12 protein-coding genes are annotated in these 15,236 nt (G+C 69.4%); 8 read left to right on the top strand and 4 right to left on the bottom strand.

Annotated elements, in window-relative coordinates:
- Positions 1 to 16: 16 nt before the first annotated feature.
- Entirely contained in the window at positions 17 to 1,282 is a 1,266-nt protein-coding gene (locus E0H75_RS20195) for an MFS transporter (RefSeq protein ID WP_131515128.1), read from the top strand.
- On the opposite strand, the gene E0H75_RS20190 is transcribed toward E0H75_RS20195, so the two are convergent.
- Entirely contained in the window at positions 1,275 to 2,252 is a 978-nt protein-coding gene (locus tag E0H75_RS20190; protein ID WP_165553870.1) for a methyltransferase, read from the bottom strand. The genes E0H75_RS20195 and E0H75_RS20190 overlap by 8 nt on opposite strands.
- A gap of 150 nt (positions 2,253 to 2,402) precedes the next feature.
- Here E0H75_RS20190 and E0H75_RS20185 point away from each other — a divergent pair, with 150 nt between their 5' ends.
- Complete coding sequence (locus E0H75_RS20185; RefSeq protein ID WP_131515126.1) at positions 2,403 to 3,368, top strand: alpha/beta fold hydrolase; 966 nt, start codon at positions 2,403 to 2,405, stop codon at positions 3,366 to 3,368.
- A gap of 6 nt (positions 3,369 to 3,374) precedes the next feature.
- Positions 3,375 to 4,316 carry a redoxin domain-containing protein gene (locus tag E0H75_RS20180; protein WP_131515125.1) on the top strand — a complete coding sequence of 314 codons (942 nt, stop codon included), beginning with the start codon at positions 3,375 to 3,377 and terminating at the stop codon, positions 4,314 to 4,316.
- Positions 4,317 to 4,321: 5 nt separating this feature from the next.
- On the opposite strand, the gene E0H75_RS20175 is transcribed toward E0H75_RS20180, so the two are convergent.
- Both E0H75_RS20175 and E0H75_RS20170 read right to left on the bottom strand, forming a co-directional pair.
- The gene (locus E0H75_RS20175) at positions 4,322 to 5,050 is read right to left on the bottom strand and encodes an SDR family oxidoreductase (RefSeq protein WP_131515124.1); all 729 of its coding nucleotides are present in this window, start codon (positions 5,048 to 5,050) and stop codon (positions 4,322 to 4,324) included.
- Positions 5,051 to 5,124: 74 nt separating this feature from the next.
- A complete protein-coding gene (locus tag E0H75_RS20170) occupies positions 5,125 to 7,902 on the bottom strand; it encodes a helix-turn-helix transcriptional regulator (protein ID WP_131515123.1) in 2,778 nt (925 codons plus the stop codon).
- Between the two features lie 131 nt (positions 7,903 to 8,033).
- On the opposite strand from E0H75_RS20170, the gene E0H75_RS20165 reads away from it, so the two are divergent.
- Genes E0H75_RS20165 through E0H75_RS20155 form a run of 3 tightly spaced genes read left to right on the top strand, consistent with a single transcriptional unit; the run spans position 8,034 to position 10,592 of the window.
- Positions 8,034 to 8,429, top strand: a complete 396-nt coding sequence (locus E0H75_RS20165; protein WP_131515122.1) for a hypothetical protein — start codon at positions 8,034 to 8,036, stop codon at positions 8,427 to 8,429.
- Between the two features lie 3 nt (positions 8,430 to 8,432).
- Entirely contained in the window at positions 8,433 to 10,397 is a 1,965-nt protein-coding gene (locus E0H75_RS20160; protein WP_131515121.1) for a LamG-like jellyroll fold domain-containing protein, read from the top strand.
- Between the two features lie 51 nt (positions 10,398 to 10,448).
- Positions 10,449 to 10,592 (top strand): hypothetical protein, encoded by a 144-nt coding sequence (locus tag E0H75_RS20155; RefSeq protein ID WP_165553868.1) that lies wholly within the window; start codon positions 10,449 to 10,451, stop codon positions 10,590 to 10,592.
- Here E0H75_RS20155 and E0H75_RS20150 read toward each other — a convergent pair.
- A complete protein-coding gene (locus E0H75_RS20150) occupies positions 10,582 to 12,639 on the bottom strand; it encodes a HelD family protein (RefSeq protein WP_131515119.1) in 2,058 nt (685 codons plus the stop codon). The two genes, E0H75_RS20155 and E0H75_RS20150, sit on opposite strands and share 11 nt — an antisense overlap.
- 311 nt (positions 12,640 to 12,950) lie before the next feature.
- Between E0H75_RS20150 and E0H75_RS20145 the strand changes: the two genes are divergently transcribed.
- Both E0H75_RS20145 and E0H75_RS20140 read left to right on the top strand, forming a co-directional pair.
- A complete protein-coding gene (locus E0H75_RS20145; protein WP_131515118.1) occupies positions 12,951 to 13,883 on the top strand; it encodes an ABC transporter ATP-binding protein in 933 nt (310 codons plus the stop codon).
- Complete coding sequence (locus E0H75_RS20140; protein ID WP_131515117.1) at positions 13,880 to 15,235, top strand: ABC transporter permease; 1,356 nt, start codon at positions 13,880 to 13,882, stop codon at positions 15,233 to 15,235. The genes E0H75_RS20145 and E0H75_RS20140 overlap by 4 nt, the downstream gene beginning before the upstream one ends.
- The last annotated feature ends 1 nt before the right edge of the window (position 15,236 follow it).

The raw sequence follows: 15,236 nt of genomic DNA, 5'->3' as shown, positions 1-15,236 counted from the left end.
TGCTACCGTCGCGCAGGTGGCCGACCGGACGAGTCCCGAGCCACAGTCGCTCTGGCGTAACCGGGACTACCTGAGCTGGTGGACCGGGACTGCGTTCTCGGTGCTCGGCAGCAACGTGTCCGTGGTCGCGTTTCCGTTGCTGGTGGTCTTCGGCACGGGCTCGGTGTTCGGCGCGGGTGTCATCGCCGCCGCCGGCCGGATCGGTCTGCTGATCACGACGCTGTGGGGCGGGGCGCTGGCCGACCGGGTCAGCCGTCGCCTCATCCTGGTCGGCGTTCCGTTGCTGCAGGCCGTCCTGATGGCCGGCGTCACCATCATCATCTGGACCGGGCACGTCTGGATCCCGGTGCTCGGCGCCATCGGTCTGCTCGCCGGGCTTCTCGTGGGCGTGGCCTCGGGCGCGGAACTGCCGGCGCTGCGCAGGATCGTGCCGCGTGAGCAGTTCGCCGCGCGGGCCGCTCAGGAACAGGGTCTTCACCAAGCGGCCCAACTGATCGCCTCGCCGCTGGCCGCGCTGCTCTACACGCTCGCGCGCTGGCTGCCGTTCGCTCTCGACGCGGTCACGTTCCTGCTCGGCTCGCTGTTCTCCGCACTCATCCGTCGACCGCTCGGGCCGGAGCCGAGGTCGGACGACTCCGGGGGCAAACCCAGCTTCCTGGCTGACGTGCGTGGTGGTCTCCGGGTCGTCCGTCGTACGCCGTTCCTGCGGTACACGATGGTGTGGGTCGCGGTGACGAACATGGTCGGGAACTCGTTCCTGCTCCTGCTGATCGTCCTGCTGAAGGAGCGTGGCGCCGGACCTCGGACCATCGGTGTCATCAACTCGATGGTCCTGATCGGCGGCCTGCTCGGAGCCGTCCTGGCCGGCCGGATCCTGGAACGCGCCGGGTCCCGGCGGGTGTTTCTGATCGGCGGGTGGGTGTACGTCGTCACCCTCGCCCTGGCTGCCGTGTCGCCGCAGCAGTGGCAGATCGCACTCACCGCCGCGCTGTTCGTGTTCGCGTCGGTGCCGACTGTCTCGGTCTGGGAAGCGTACCTGGCCAGTCTTGTGCCTGACGAGTTCGTCGGCCGGGTCGGCTCGGTGGCCAACTTCGCCGCGCAGTCCCTGGTCTGGCTGGGCCTGTTGCTCGTCGGCTTGCTCGTGGACCACCTGGGTGCCACCGTCGGTGTGCTCTGCTACGCCGCCCTCCTTGTCCCCTTCGCGGTCTGCAACCTGTTCGCGCGCTCGCTCGCCGTCCTGAGCACACCACTGGCCCAGGTCCGGGAGGTCGACGTCACCTGAGAGCGGCTTCGATGATGCACATGCGGGTGCCGGTGTCGATGACCTGGTTCAAGCGGAGGCCGGCGGCTGCGAACAGGGCGGCGTACTCGGGTTCGGTGCGTTCGCGACCGCCGGGTAGGACGAGCATGTTGAGGTCTGAGAACGCGGCCACCACCTCGTGGCCGGGCCGGTCCAGGACCAGCTCGACGACGAGGACGACGCCGCCGGGGTTGAGCGCCGCGGCGCAGGTTCGGAGGATCTCGACGCAGCGGTCGTCCGGCCAGTCGTGCAGGATCGACTTGATCAGGTACGCGTCCGCGGACGGGAGCGCCTCGAAGAAACTGCCCGCTATGGCTGACCACCGCGACGCGACTGCCGCGGATCGCGGCTCCTTCGCCACAACATGCGGCAGGTCGAACACCACACCTTGCAGGTGCTCGTGCTGATTCAGTACGGCGTCCAGCAGGATCCCCTGCCCTCCCCCGACGTCGACGATCTTGCTCACCCCGGAGAAGTCGTACGCCGACGCGACCGCCTTCCCGACGTACCAGCTCAGCGCGGTCATGTTGTCGTTGAAGATCGTGTTGTACTCCGGATATTTCTGGCGGTGCGCCCACACATCGACACCCTGCAGGTCCTCGAATGCGTTCTCACCCGTGCGCACACTGTGAGCGAGGTGACCCCAGGCCGACCAGAGTGCCGGGTCCTGCTGCATCCGGGCCAACGGTCGCAACGTTCCCGGTACGTCGGACCGCAACCGCTCACCCATCGCGGTGTTGGAGTACGTCCCGTCCTGCTCGGCGTACACCCCGACAGCCACCAGCGCGCGCATCAGTCGTCCCAGCGTCTCCTCGTCGGCCTGGACGACGGCCGCCAGCTCGGCAACCGTGCGCCGCTCCCCCACCAGTGCGTCGGACACTCCGAGCTCCGCCGCCACACTCAGCGCCGCGGAAGCCCGGAAGCCCGTCACCATCTCCTGCAGATCATCCATACCGCTGATCATGCGCCTGTTTCGGACGAACAGTCCCTTGTCCTGACGGTCCAGGGCATGCCAGGGTGTTCGACCGGCGCGAGCAGCCGCGGACAGCGGCGACGCTGGTGATCCACGTCGTCACCAGACGTCGCCTGCGAAGGGCTTCCCATGAGCACACCCGAACCGACTACGACGACAGATCCTGGATCCGTGTCCGCGGCTCCGCGGCTGCCGGAAGGCTTCACCGACACGTTCACGAGCCGGATCATCGATGCCGGCGGACTGCGCCAGCACGTGGTCGTCGGCGGCAATGGTCCGCCGTTGCTGCTGGTGCACGGCTGGCCGGAGAACTGGTACGCGTGGCGTGAGGTGATGCCGGCACTGGGCCAGGACTTCACCGTCATCGCCGTCGACCAGCGCGGGATCGGGCTGACCGAGAAGACCAGGACCGGCTACGACGCGGCCACACTGGCCGCCGACCTGGCCGCGCTGATGGACGCGCTCGGACATGAACGGTTTGCCGTGGTCGGCCACGACACCGGAATGGTGATCAGCTACGCGCTGGCCGCCGACTACCGTGACCGCGTCGAGTCCCTCGCCGTCGCGGAGGTGCCTGGACCACCGGGAGTGGTCGACGGTCCACCCCTGTTCGTCCCCGACATGGTCAACGACAAGGTGTGGCACATCCCGTTCAACCGCGTCGACGACGAGCTGATCGTGGACATGGTCGGTACGAACGCGGACGCCTACTACCGTTACGAATTCACCATCCAGGGCGGCGGTACGACGGCGCCCGAGCACGCCATCGAGTACTACGTCAGCCTCTACAACCGCGACCGGGACGTACTGCGCGCCAGCTTCGGGTTCTACCGCGCGTGGCAGGTGACCACCGGGCAGAACGTCAAGCGCAAGGAGCACAAGCTGACGATCCCCGTGCTCGGGATCGGCGGCGAGAACAGCTGGGGTCCGCACGTCGCGGAGGGGATGGGGCCGGCTGCGAACGACGTACAGAGCGTGGTCATCCCCGGCTCCGGCCACTGGGTCGCCGAGCAGGCTCCCGAGCAACTGCTCGCGGCGCTGACGACGTTCCTGGCCCCGTACCGCGACGCGGCGCGCGTCGCCACCGTGTCGTAGGTCCTGATGTTCCGGGGTCAGCGGTTGCCCTCCTTCGGGGCGGCTACCGGGTGGATCAACTCCGAGCCGCTCGGTTCCGCCGAGCTGAAGGGCCACGTCGTCCTTGTCGACTTCTGGACGCTGACGTGCATCAACTGGCTCCGCACCGTGCCGTACCTGCGGGCCTGGTCGCAGGCGTACGCCGGCGACGGGCTGATCGTGATCGGCGTGCACACGCCGGAGTTCGAGTTCGAGCACGAGACCGATCTGGTGCGGCAGGCGGTCAAGGAGCGCGGATTCGACTACCCAGTTGCCCTCGACAACGACTACGCGGTCTGGAGCGCCTTCGACAACCACTACTGGCCGGCGCTGTACTTCGCCGACGATCGCGGCATGATCCGCGATCACCACTTCGGTGAAGGACGCTACGTCGAGTCGGAGCGCAGCATCCAGCGACTTCTGGGCATCGAGCGAGAACCCGCGTCCGTGATCGGTACCGGCGTGGAGGCGCCGGCGGACTGGAACCAGCTACGCACGCCGGAGACGTACCTCGGCTACGCGCGGGGCGGACAGTTGCCGGGCGGTGCCGGGCTCGACGACCGCCACGACTACCAGTTGCCGGAGCGGCTCGCGTTCAACAGTTGGGCTCTCGGCGGCCGGTGGACAGTTCGGCCGGAGTTCGTCGTACTGGAGGAGCCCGGAGGGAGGCTCGCCTTCCGGTTCCAGGCGCGCGACGCCCACCTGGTGCTGGCTCCTGGCGCATCGGACGCGATCCCGTTCCGCGTGCTGCTCGACGGCGAGGCGCCGGGCCGGTCCCACGGTGTCGACGTCGACGAGGACGGGAACGGCGTACTGCGCGAGGGCCGCATGTATCAGCTCGTGCGCCAGTACGACGCCGTCCTCGAGCGGACCGTGGAGATGAGGTTCGACGAAGCCGGCGTGGAGGCGTACGTCGTCACGTTCGGGTAGCGGAGTCAGCCTTCGACGAGTTGCTGGCCGCCGTCGATGTCGATGGTGGCGCCGGTGATGGCCGTGTTGATCATCAGGTGGATCGCCAGGTTCGCGATGTCCACGCCGCCGACGACGCGGCCGATCGGGAGGGTGGTCCGGAGTTGCTCACGACGGGCCTCCAACTGGTCGCCGAGGATCGTGGCGGACAGCGGGGTGTCGACGAAGCCGGCCGCGATCAGGTTCACCCGGACCGGTGCCACCTCGACGGCCAGGTTCCTCGTCAGGGCCGGCCCCGCGGCCGTCAGCGACCCGATGGAGGCAAGGCCCGGCGCCGTCCGGCGGCCGCCGGTGCCACCCATGAAGAGCAACGACCCACCTGGACGGACTCGGGTGGCCGCGTGACGGGCGACGTGCATCGGTAGCAGCAGGTGCGCTTCGAGGTCCCGGCGTACCGCGTCGAAGTCCATGTCGGCGAGCAGTCCGTAGTACGGACCGGGACCGGTGACGAGAACGTGGTCGATCGGGGTGGGCAGGTCGCCGAAGAAGGTCTCCAGCTGGTCGAAGTCGGTCGCGTCGAACGCGGCGACATCCGCCCCGAGCTCCTTGCCGGCCTGCTGGAGACGTTCCGGTGAGCGGGCCGTGATGATCACGCTCGCGCCCTCCGCCCGGGCGAGCCGCGCGGTCTCCAAGCCGATGCCCAGGCTCCCGCCGATCACCACGACTGTCTGCCCGGCCAAGGTCTTGTCCGTCATCGTTCCTCCATCTGTGCGGGCATAGGGTGTGTCTGATGGTCCCGCGCCGTAGGCGGGGGACCATCAGACACGCCCTAGGACTCGGCGCCGCGAAGTGCGTCGCGGAGTTCTCGGCGGGAGCCGATCGCGAGCTTGGCGAACACCTTGCGGAGGTGCCACTCCACTGTGCGAGGGCTCAGGAACAGGCGAGCGCCGACCTCCGGGTTGGACAGACCGTCCCGCGCCAGCAGGGCGATCTGCTTCTCCTGGGGCGTGAGCTCGTCGCGCTTCGTCCCGGCCCGCCGCTTGCGGACGGTCTCGCCGGTCGACAGCAGTTCGCGCCGGGCCCGTTCGGCGAACGCCTCCATGCCGATCGCAGTGAGCAGCTCATGCGCAGTACGTAGCTGGCGCCGCGCGTCGACGCGGCGACGATGGCGGCGGAGCCACTCGCCGTACAGCAGGTGCGCGCGAGCGAGCTCCGGTCGCAGGAGCGTCCGCTTCAAGCGATCGATCGCCTCCTGGTACAGGGCTTCGGCGACAGAGCCCTCGCTCAGCAGGGCCCGCGATCGCGCCGCGAGTCCGAGCGCCCAGTCCGTGCCTGCCGCCGCGGTCGCATCGACCAGTCGGTCGAGAGCGCCGGACGCGAGGTGCTGCTCACCGCTCCGGGCACCGGCCTCGACGAGCTCGGGCAGCGCCCACGCGGAGAGGAAGAGTTCCGGCGCGTCCGCACAGGCCTGACGCGCCGCGGCCAGTGCCTGCGGGTAGCGACCGAGTCCGTTGAACAGGATCGACGAGGCCCACCGCGAGTACTGAACGCCGATCCCCTGTCCACCATCGGCCGCATCCTGAGCGGCGGACGTGATCAATGCGGTCGCCTCGGTCTGCCGCCCGCGCAGGGCAGCCAGCAGCATGGCGCCGTACGGCGCGATGCGGGTCTCGGTCGCGTCGGTGACGGCACCGATCTCCGCGATCACCGCATCGGCTTCGGTGAAGTCACCCCGCCAGGCGACCTGGATGGCGTGTGCGGTCAGGTCGATCGGCAGTCGCGCCAGCGCGCCGGCAGCGCGGGCCAGCCGCAGTTGGCGAGCGTTGATCGTGGACCAACTCTCGTCGTCCCAGAGCACGTTGGACGGCACCGTGGTCAACCATCCCCACCGGAAGTTGTCCGCCAAGGACAGGTCCTTGGCGGCGAAGGCGTCGGTGGCGCGCCTGAGCATCGGCGCGGCCGCCGTGCGTCCTTCGGTGACCAGTTGCGCCAGCCCGTCCAGCAGCAGATCGGACGGACGCGGAGCGTCGGCGGGCGGAAGGGCTCTGGCGGCCCGCGACGCCTCGAGCAGACTGCCCGCCGTGGCCAACCGGCCGGCGAACAGGGCCGCTCCCCAGGCGTCCAGGTAGGTCTCGCGGGCGAGGTCCAGATTGAACGGCTCCAGTTGCTTCGCAGCCTTCAGCAGCAGCGGAGGCGCGTCGCTGCCGTGACCTGCGGCGAACGCGATCTGGCCGCGCAACAGATCGGCCCGCGCACGCTGGAACTCGTCGAGTACTCCGGTCTCCGCGGTCGTCAGTAGCCCGAGCGCCGCATCGAGTTCTCCGGCCTGGAGGCTGACCTGCGCGGCTGTCAGTGCACGCTCCGCACGGCGTTCGAGCTCTGCCGTCAGCGCGACCGACCGCTGCAGGAACGCGGCCGCGGCGGCGAGCCCGCCTCGGGCCTGCGCGCGACCTGACGACCGTTCGAGCTCGGCAGCCACTCCCTCGTCCGGTCCCGCTGCCGCGGTACCCAGATGCCAGGCCCGGCGATCGGCATCGATCCTCGCGTCGGTCACCTCGGCCAGCGCGGAATGCACGGCCCGGCGATCCTGTGGCGTCGCCGATCGGTAGACGGCTGAACGTACGAGCGGATGCCGGAACGCCACCCGGTCGCCGATCACGAGCAACTCTTCTGCCTCGGCATCGGCCGCCGCCGAGTCTCCGACGCCCAGCCGCCCAGCCGCTTGCCAGACCAGCAGCGGGTCGCCGACCGGCTCCGCCGCCGCGACCAGGAGCAGCATCCGGGTCGGCTCGGGCAGCGCAGCGATCCGCGCCAGGAAGCTGTCCTCGATCCGCCCGGACAGCGCCTGCGCGCCGAACAGCCCGAAGCCGCCCGCCAGCTGCGCCACGGTCAGCCCACGCGGCAGCTCCAGCAACGCCAGTGGATTCCCGCCGGTCTCGGCCACGAGTCGGTCCCGGACGCTCGTATCGAGTCCGAACCGAACCGCAGACTCCAGCAGCGCCCGCGCCTCGTCGCTGCGCAGCCCGACGACCTCCAGCTCCCGCAGAGCCCGCAGCTCCACCCCGGACTGACGCGTTCCGAACAAGACGCCGATCGGCTCGGCCATCAGCCGCCGCGCCACGACTCCCAGGACCTGCGCCGAGGACCGATCCAGCCACTGCGCGTCGTCCACCACGCACAACAGCGGGCCCTCCTCCGCCAACTCGGAGAGCAGACTCAGTACGGCGAGTCCGACGAAGAACCGATCCGGTGGCCCCGCGTTGGTCAGGCCGAAGACCGTGGTCAGCGCATCACGCTGTGGAGCCGGAAGGCGGTCCAGCCGGTGCAACATCGGCGTACACAACTGATGCAACGCAGCGAAGGCCAGCTCCATCTCCGACTCGACGCCGACCACCTGGAGCACCCGCAGGTCCGAGGCTCTCGTCATCGCATAGCCCAGGAGCGCCGACTTGCCGACGCCGGCCTCGCCGCGCAGTACCAGCGAACGCCCTTCGCCCGAGCGAACGGCGGAAATCAGTTCGTCCAGCGTTGCGCACTCGGAGCGGCGACCGCGCAGTCTGTCTGGCCCTCCCCAGAAGGACGCACCCTCGTCCTTCACCACCGGCATCGCCCGCCCCTCCACGGCCGCCTCGCAACTTTTCCAGACTAGGTGCGCCCCGTTGGCCTGGCTACAGCGCTCACTGATCCCGTACGCTCGGGCGTCCGGGCGGCAGGGGGCCACCGGTGGGGGGAGTATTGATGCACGTCCAGGGAAGTCTGACCATCGACGGCGTCCTGGCGGTGCCGATCGAGGCGTACACGTTCTCGGTGACCGGAGCCGTCGCGGTCGCGACCGGAAAGTCGCGGATCTACCTCGAAGACGCATACGTCGTCGAGACCGTCCGGGCCGCAGTGAACACCGCACCGACCGGCGCGGCGCTGGTGGTCGACGTGAACAGGAACGGCACGACGATCTACACAGACCAGGGGAAGCGGCCGAGTATCGCGTCCGGGACGAACACCGACGCCGGCGACCCGCCGGACGTCACCGCGCTGGCCGCCGGCGACTATCTCACCGTCGATGTCGACCAGGTCGGATCGACGGCCTCGGGTGCCGATCTGACGGTGACCATCCGGGTCCGCCGGGCCGGGTAGACCGTGGCGCAGGCGGCGGGTTACACGTTCAACGCGGACACGGTCGACGGGACGACGGTACGAGACGTCGCCGGCTACTTCCTGCCCGGCACGATCGTCGGATCGGCGGTCCTGGTCGCGGCCAGGTATGGCGACGGCCTCAACTGCACCGGCGGCGCACTGCATGTGGTCGTCCGGCCGCCGAGGGCCGGAGAGGACTTCTACCCACTCAACACCGACGGTGGGCTGTCAGTTGCCGCGTGGGTCCAACTCAACGACACCACCGCCGCGCCACGCTGCATCGCGTCCGCGACCAGCAGCAGCACCCTCAACTGGGCCGTCTACGCGTCCAACTCCGGCGGCAACGTGGAGGCGAGGATCGCGGGCGCGACGTACAGCACGAGCTCGAGCATCCGCGACGGCCTGGAGCACCACGTCCTGGTCGTGTACGACGCGACGCCGGGCACCGACACCGTGACGATCGCCGTCGACGGTGTCGAGGTCCTGTCGGTCAACGCCACGGCCGCCTTCACCTACTCCGCGACCGAGGTCGTCATGGAGGCCGGGCGGAACACCCTCACCGGCACTGAGGCACTGAACGGGATCATCGACGATCTGCGCTGGTGGAACGACCCGGTCGAGGAGACGTACTGGCCGACGCTGATCGCCGCCGAGCAGGTCGACCACCAGTTGGCGATCTACCCGTTCGACCACGACACCGCCGACGACTTCGGCAGGTTCGGCCGGGATCTCACGGTCGCTCCATCGGCGAGTTTCACCACCGGCCTGTACGGACGGGCTCTGGTCTCGGCGGCGGCAGCAGCCGGTGCGACAGGGGCGATCAACTTCCCCGATTGCGACCGGCTCGCCCTCTCCGGCTGGCTGCGACTCGACACCGCACCGACCGGCACGGCTGCCCCGGTCCTGGCCATCAACGATGCCCTGGGCAACGGACGCGTCCGCGTCGTGGTGAACACCGCGCGCACCGTCACCGCCACCTGGACCACCATCGACGACGGCACCGTCTCGGTGACCAGTACGGCGACGTTGACGGTCGGCCAATGGACCCGGTTCCTGTTCGCGATCAACCCGACGTACGTGCAGGTCCGGCTCGAGGACGCCCAGGAGACCGTCAACATCGGCGACGGTGTCCCGCACGTGACGCCGGCGATCGACGGACTGGACACGCTGTACATCGGTGGCGACGCGACCGCCGGTGGTCAGGTGTCGTACGACTACCTGACCTTCACCAAGAACTTCCTCGCCGAAGTGACCTCGGGGTACTGGAGTGGCGCACCGGTCGCCACGCCGTACCGGCCGGAGAATGTTGCCCGCGGCATCTACCACTTCAACGAGAACGCCGGGACGCTGGTGGACGACAAGTCGCCGTCCGGCAACGATCTCACGCTCACCGGGGCCGGGTCCTGGATCACCGGCGTCCAGGGGTCCGCCCTCGGCTCGAACGGCACCGGTCCGGGTGCGTCGAGGACCACGCTCACCTGGCCGGCATCGCCGCCAGGCTGGGCGTTCTCGGCGTGGGTGAAGTGTCGTGCCAGCAGCAGCGGCGCCCGCTTCCTCGTCCTGCGGAACAGCAGTTCCGAAGTCGCGCACGCGGGCATCCTGGACGGGGTGTTCTGGGTGCGCCTGTTCGGCGCGAGCGGCACCACCGGGATCCTCAGTTCGGCGCGAGGACCGATCGCCGCCGAGACCTGGACGCAGGTGGCGGCATCGTGCGACCAGAAGGCGATCCGGTTCTTCCTGGATGGCAAGCCGTTCACGATCGAGCCCTACTCGGTGGGTGCGCTGCTGCAACCGACCGAACTGAATGTCGGCGGCGACAACCCGGACTCGTCCGTGGCCGACGTGGACGACCTCCGCCTGTTCGACTCCCCGATCAGCGCGGCCAACGTCCGATGGCTCCACCAGAACCCCGGCCAGTACTACGACGCGGCTCCCGCCACCTTCGCTGCCTGGGGCGTGCCGCTCTAGGGGTGGTTGCCCAACCAGGTCGAGCGCAAGCTGGCTAAGCGGCTGCTCCGCATGACCGCCACCCCGGCGCCCGCAGAAGCCATGCGCCGCGAGGCTCTGACGATCCGCGCCGCGGTCAGCACGCCCGACGCCAAGGAAGGAATCGAAGCCTTCCTCGACAAGCGCGGCCCGGCCTTCCCCAGCGCTACTGACTGAGAGCGGCCGGCAGAGGCTCGGTGTGAATGATGTGGAGACGGCTGACGGCTCGGGTCAGGACGACGTACAGGCGGTGAAGGCCGCGCGGTTCGGCCGCGACGATCCGGGCCGGCTCGGCGACCACGACCGCGTCGAACTCGAGCCCCTTCGCCAGGGAGGCCGGCACGCAGACCAGGCGCGTCGCGTCCATCTCCTCCTCCCCTGCGCCGAGAAGTGCAGGCTCGAGACCGGCAGCGACCAGCGCGTCCATCAGCTCCGAGACCTGGTCGTCGGCCGCGATCAGAGCGACCGAACCTTCGCCGCCGAGGTCGGTCTTGCAGGCGTCGACGAGCTTGTCCACGAAGGAGCGTTCGTCGGCCTCGATGACGCTCAGCGCAGCCTCGACAGTCCGGACACCGGTCGGTACGCCGAGCGTGGGCGCGATGTCCGGCAGCAACTTCGCGGCGAAGTCGATGATCTGCGCCGGGACCCGGAAGCCCCGGTCGAGCTCGGCCACCACGGCGTCGGACTTCTCCAGGTGACCGAGGACGCGATCCCAGGAGCCCGCGGCCCAGGCGGTTGTCGCCTGGGCGAGATCGCCGAGGACGGTGGCCGAGCCGGTGCGGCAGCGCCGGCCGAGCGCGCGCAGCTGCATGGCCGACAGGTCCTGCGCCTCATCCAGGACGAGGTGGCCGAGTGAGCCGCTGCTGCGTTCGATCGAGTCCTCGAGTTCGTCGAGCAACACGGTGTCGGCGGCCGACCACTTCGCGGACTTCCAGGACCGCGCAGGCTTGGTCCACAGCAGCGCGGCGCGTTCGTCCTCAGTGAGCTCGTCGCCGGCGGCCTGCGCGAGGAAGTCGGCATCGGAGAACAGTCGGTGCAGAACCTGCTGCGGAAACACTCGCGGCCAGACCGCATCCTGCACTTCGCGCACCGGCTTCGAGCGGGCCACGGCATTCTGCACGCGGTCGTCCGGCGACTCGGCGCGCTCCTCCATCCGGACCAGGACGACGTGCGCGATCCGCTGGGCGAGAGCGTTGCGGCCCGGCGCGTACCGCGTCGACTCGCGCAGCGACGACACGATCTCCCTGACCTCGTCCTCGTGCACGCGGTAGCGCCGGGATCCCTTGCTGTACAGGACTCCGGCGGTCGGCGTACCGACGTACGACCACAAGGCCCGGTGCAGCACGGTGGCCATCCGGGCATCGCCCTTGACCCGCGCGGCCTCCGGCTCGTCGGCCGCCACGGCGGCCTGGCTGATCCACTCGTCGATGGTGGTCTGCCGTACGTCGACCTCGCCGAGCGCGGGCAGGACCTTGCGGATGTAGGACAGGAACGAGCGGTTCGGCCCGACGATCACGACACCGCCGCGGCTGAGCCGTTCCCGCTCGGTGTAGAGAAGATAGGCCACGCGGTGCAGGCCGACGGCGGTCTTCCCGGTGCCGGGTGCGCCTTGCACGCAGACCGACGGATGCAGCGGTGCCCGGACCAGGTCGTCCTGTTCCGGCTGGATCGTGGCCACGATGTCGCGCATCGGCCCGGTGCGTGGGCGCTCGATCTCGGCGCGCAGGAACGCGTCGGCCTGGTCGGCCACGACTGTCCCGATCAGCGGCTCGTCCTCGAAGCCGGTCAGCTCGGCATGGTCGGAGAAGCCGTACCGGCGCCGCAGCAGGACTTGCTGCCGATCGCTGCGGGTGGCGCGGTAGAACGGCACCGACACGGGCGCGCGCCAGTCGATGACCAGTGGCGCCCCGGTGCCGTCGTGCACATGCCGGCGGCCGATGTAGATCCGGTCGAGTTCCTCGATCGCGCCGGCCTCATAGTCGAGCCGCCCGAAGAACAGCGGTACGTCGGGCAGGTCGATCAGCGCCCGGGTGCGCTGCTCGTACGCGCGCTGGTTGGCCTCGTTGGTGAAGCGCTCGTCGTTGTCCTCGCCCCCGATCACCGGGATCTCGCGCCCGAAGACGTCGCCGTACATGCGGGCCAGCGCGGCGCGCGCCTCGGTCAGGAAGGCCCGTTCGGCCTCGAGTTCATCGGTGCCGGCAAGGGTGTGTGCGGAATCGACCATCGAAAGAGCCTCGACTCTGTTGGCAGATGTACGAACAACGGACTGGCGGCGATCAACAGGGTCCCGCCCCGGAGAGCCATCCGGTTCGATTCGATCCTTCACGCAGTGCAGAGAAGCCACCCGAAAAGACAGGCCGAGGACGTTACCAGCGGGCCCGACGCGCCGCTACCCAATTACCTGGCCCCCGTCAGCCACTACATTTGACACCGATGGATATCGGTCGCCGCCCGTTCTTTGGCCGTTAACCTCAGAACCCCCGTGGGCGTCGTCTGCATTTCCTAAGTTCCTTGAGGTTATGAAGGAAGGGATGCATGGACGCACTCATCGCGGTCCGGTCGCGCGGGATCACCAAGGCATTCGGTGAGGTCGTCGCCCTCGACGGCATCGACCTGGATGTCGCGCAGGGACAGATCCACGGACTCGTCGGACCGAACGGCGCCGGCAAAACGACACTGCTCGGTCTCCTGCTCGGTCTGGCCGTCGCCGACAGCGGCAGCCTCGAGATCCTGGGTACGCCGGTCGGGCGCGCACTGGCCGCGCCCGAAGGAGTGGCCGGCTTCGTCGACGGACCCGGGCTCTACCCATCACTGACCGCCCGGCAGAACCTCGCCGCCTTGGCCGATCTCCGCGGCGGTACCGAGACGGCCGGAATCGACGCCGTCCTCGCCGAGGTCGGCCTCACCGATGTCGCCGACGACCGGACCCGTGGCTTCTCTCTCGGCATGCGGCAGCGACTCGGCCTCGCCGCCGCTCTGCTGACCAAGCCCCGGCTGATCGTGCTCGACGAGCCGTCCAACGGCCTCGACCCGGCAGGGAAGAGGCATGTCCATGGTGTCCTCAACCGGCTGGCGGCCGAGGGAACGACCGTCGTGCTCTCGAGTCACCGCATGGACGACGTCGAGGCCCTGTGTTCCGAGGTCACCATTCTCAACACCGGACGCATCGTCTTCACCGGACCGCTGAGCAAACTCGCGGCCGAGAACGGTGAACTCGACTACCGCCTGGTCACTTCCGATGCAGAAGCAGCCCGCAAGGTGGCTGCCGACACGGCCGGGATCACGGTCGACCAGGCCGTGTCCCCGAACGACGACCTCTTCGTTGTCCGTGGACTGGTGCCCGCGCTCGACGATCTCGTCGTACGGCTCGTGCAGGCCGGCATCGCGGTACGTGAGTTCGCGCCGGTGGTGTCGCCCCTCGAGGCAGCGTTCCTCGCCCTCACCGAGCAGCAGGAGGTCGGTCAGTGACCGCGACCGTCGCCGACGCCCGCCCGGCCGTCGCCCATCCCGTCTCGGTGGCCCGCGGCTACCGGTTCGAGTTGGTCAAGCTGACCTCGCAATGGCGGATCCGCCTGATCGTCGTCGCCTGCTGGATCGCACCCGCGCTCTTCGTCGCCGCCGTCAGCCAGCAGACCTCGCTTCCGGTCGACACCCTCTTCGGCCGCTGGATGCACGCGACCGGGTGGGCCGGACCGCTGGTGATCCTGGGCTTCTCCGGGAACTGGGCGCTCCCGCTGCTGACCTCGCTGGTCGCCGGAGACGTGTTCGCCTCCGAGGACCGGCTCGGGACCTGGCGCCACCTGCTGGTGGCGGTCCGTTCGCCGCAACGGATCTTCGTAGCGAAGGCGCTGGCCAGTCTGACGGTCATCATGCTGCTGATGGCTGGGCTGGCCGTGTCCAGCGCGGTCGGCGGACTCATCGCGGTCGGCAACCAGCCGCTCGTCGGCCTCGACGGCCACCTGTTGCCGGCCGGCAATGCCGCCGGGAACGTCCTGCTCGCCTGGGTCTGCGCGATCGCCCCGACCCTGGCGCTGGCCGCGATCGGCCTGCTCGGGTCCGTCGCACTGGGCCGGTCTCCGATGGGCCTGCTGCTTCCGGCGCTCGTGGCACTCGCGATGCAGTTGGCGCAGATGCTGCCGCTGCCGGTCGCCGTACGGCTGGCTCTGCCCGGATACGCGTTCACGGCCTGGAAGGGCCTGTTCACCAGTCCGGGCCAGCTCGCTCCGTTGCTGATCGGAGTGGTCGTCAGCCTGGTCTGGGCGGTCACCGCGACCGTGCTCGCGTACCTGCTCTTCCTGCGGCGCGACTTCACCAACCTGACCTCGGACGGTTCGGGCCGGCGGGCGATCACCGTCGGGCTGGTGCCGCTGGCCGGCCTGCTCGCCGTCACCATCGCGATCCTCGCCGCGGTGACGGCCTCGGCGACGGCCGGCATCCAGCAGACCAAGGTCGAGGCCGGCGTGTCGACCGCGTTCGCCCACCTCTACCGGGTGCAGACCAAGCAGCTCAACCGTCCCGACGTCACCGAAGCCCAACTGCAGGCTTCGACGGCGTGCACCAAGGGCGACGGCAAGGTCGACCCGGTAGGCCCCGGCAACGACTGGCGTTGCGTCGTCTCGTGGCACCTGCCCGGCGTCGCAGCGACCGGGCAAGCCATCTACCAACTGGACATCACCGCCGACGGGCGCTTCATGGCCGACGGCGACGGACCGAAGGAAGTCAACGGCTTCTTCCTGGTCCGTACGCCGATCGGTGACGCGCCCAACCCCCTGTGGCAGTTCGACGGCAACGTCGATCTGCTACCCACCCCGAAGGGATAAC

The organism is Kribbella capetownensis (assembly GCF_004331485.1).
Classification (GTDB): Bacteria; Actinomycetota; Actinomycetes; order Propionibacteriales; family Kribbellaceae; genus Kribbella; species Kribbella capetownensis.
Note: the sequence above shows the minus strand (reverse complement) of the source record. Positions and strands in the feature narration are given on the sequence as shown.